Origin of the sequence: Lactobacillus nasalidis, assembly GCF_016587775.1 — a bacterium.
In the GTDB taxonomy this organism is placed as follows: domain Bacteria; phylum Bacillota; class Bacilli; order Lactobacillales; family Lactobacillaceae; genus Lactobacillus; species Lactobacillus nasalidis.
In genome coordinates, this window is sequence record NZ_BOCG01000123.1 from 1 (window position 1) to 1,954 (window position 1,954).

Below are 1,954 nucleotides of genomic sequence, written 5' to 3' on the forward strand. Positions count from 1 at the left end.
TTGCCGCAGACGCCCTTGCCCACAGGGATATGCACGCAGGCCGGCATCCCCTGGAAAGGCCCCAGGATCAGTTCGCCTTTTTCAAAGCGGTAGACGCCGGCAAAATTGACTGCCTTCATCCTGGCCTTCAGCAGGGCTGAAACGTTGGCCACGTTGGCAATCCAGTCACTCTCCCCGGCCGTCAGCGCCTTGGCCTGCTCGAGCAGTAACTCGTATTCTGCTTGACTTGCTGCTGCCATGATTTCCTCCTTCACATCTGCCCTATAAAATAGGGAAAAATCCAAAACAACTATGCTTGCAAGCATAACATTTCCGGGTGCATTCCTCAAGCCAGGCGGCTTTCAGCTTTATTATAAGGCAAAAAGAAAAGACCCGCTAACCAGCGAGTCTTTTAATGAAGCGGAAGACGGGATTCGAACCCGCGACCCCCACCATGGCAAGGTGATGTTCTACCACTGAACTACTTCCGCGATACATTTATTAGTTTACCAAAAATTGCCGCTTTTGCAAGCCTTCCAGCGAAAAAAAGCGAGAAAAAAGCGCTGCTGAAACCAACGCTTTGATCACACATTGGCTAATCGGGAATGCAGGATTTGAACCTGTGACCTCTACGTCCCGAACGTAGCGCTCTACCAAACTGAGCTAATTCCCGAGAAGCGGAAGACGGGATTCGAACCCGCGACCCCCACCATGGCAAGGTGATGTTCTACCACTGAACTACTTCCGCAACACATCTATTAGGATAATCTAAAAGCCGGCTCTTGGCAAGGGCTTTTTTATAAAAAAACGATTTTTTGCCAAAAAACCGCCTCTCCCTCACAGGAGAAGCGGTTTGGCTGCTACAGCTTGGCCAGGGCCTGGTCCAGGTCGGCCAAAAGGTCATTGATGTTTTCCACGCCAACGGAGATCCGGATCAAGTCAGGCGTGATTCCCACGCTGGCCAGCTCTTCTTTATTCAGCTGCGCGTGCGTCGTTGACGCCGGCTGAATGATCAGGGACTTGGCGTCAGCCACATTGGCCAGCAAAGAGAAGAGCTTCAAGTTGGCGATCAGCTGCTTGCCGGCTTCCACCCCGCCCTTTAGGCCAAAGGTGAAGATGGAGCCCACGCCCTTAGGGAAGTCCCGTTCGGCCAGGGCATGGTCGGGACTGGCGGCCAGCCCCGGGTAGCGGACCCAGGCAACTTTCGGGTGCTTGCTGAGGTATTCGGCCACCTTCTGCGCGTTGTAGACGTGGCGTTCCACTCTCAAAGACAGGCTTTCCAGCCCCTGCAAAAGCAGGAAGGCATTGAACGGGCTGAGACTGGCCCCGGTGTCGCGCAGGACGGTTGCCCGGATCTTAGTCGTAAAGGCCTGGGCTCCCAGCTTGGCCCAAGTAACGTCCTTGTAGGACGGGTCCGGCTTGGTGAAGCCCGGGTAGCGGCCGGACTTTTCATAATCGAACTTGCCGCTTTCGACGACTACCCCGCCCATCGTCGTGCCGTGGCCGCCGAAGAACTTGGTGGCCGAGTGGACTACGACGTCGGCTCCGTGGTCAAAAGGCCGGTAAAGGTAAGGAGTCGCAAAGGTATTGTCGATGATCAGCAAGATCCCGTGCCGGTGGGCCACTTCCGCCACCGCGTCGATGTCGATCAGGTTGGCGTTGGGATTGCCGATGGTTTCCGCGTACACGACCTTGGTATGGTCGTTGATCTCTTTTTCAAAATTGGCCGGGTCGCTTGGATCAACGAAGTGGGTCTTGATGCCCAAAGGAGGCAAAGTCTGTGCGAACAAGTCGTAGGTCCCGCCGTAGATGGTGGAGGCGGACACGATTTCATCGCCGGCACCGGCAACGTTCAAGATTGCTGCCGTGATCGCCGCAGCCCCAGTGGCCAGGGAAACACCGCCGCTGCCGCCTTCCAGGGCAGCTACCCGGCTTTCAAAAACAGCCGTCGTCGGGTTGGTCAGCCGGCTGTAGA

Annotated in this window: 2 protein-coding genes and 3 tRNA genes; all 5 read right to left on the minus strand. The window is 55.9% G+C overall.

Annotation, left to right across the window (positions count from 1 at the left end; translation table 11 throughout):
• The coding region (locus tag lacNas_RS02055) for a GAF domain-containing protein (RefSeq protein ID WP_373868156.1) at positions 1-239 on the minus strand (239 nt) is incomplete at its 3' end.
• Between the two features lie 159 nt (positions 240-398).
• Positions 399-470: transfer RNA gene (locus lacNas_RS02060), tRNA-Gly, on the minus strand.
• A 108-nt stretch (positions 471-578) separates the two neighbouring features.
• Positions 579-652: transfer RNA gene (locus lacNas_RS02065), tRNA-Pro, on the minus strand.
• Positions 653-655: 3 nt separating this feature from the next.
• Positions 656-727, minus strand: a tRNA-Gly gene (locus tag lacNas_RS02070).
• A gap of 112 nt (positions 728-839) precedes the next feature.
• A partial coding sequence (locus tag lacNas_RS02075) for an O-acetylhomoserine aminocarboxypropyltransferase/cysteine synthase family protein (protein WP_201346536.1) occupies positions 840-1,954 on the minus strand: 1,115 nt, incomplete at its 5' end.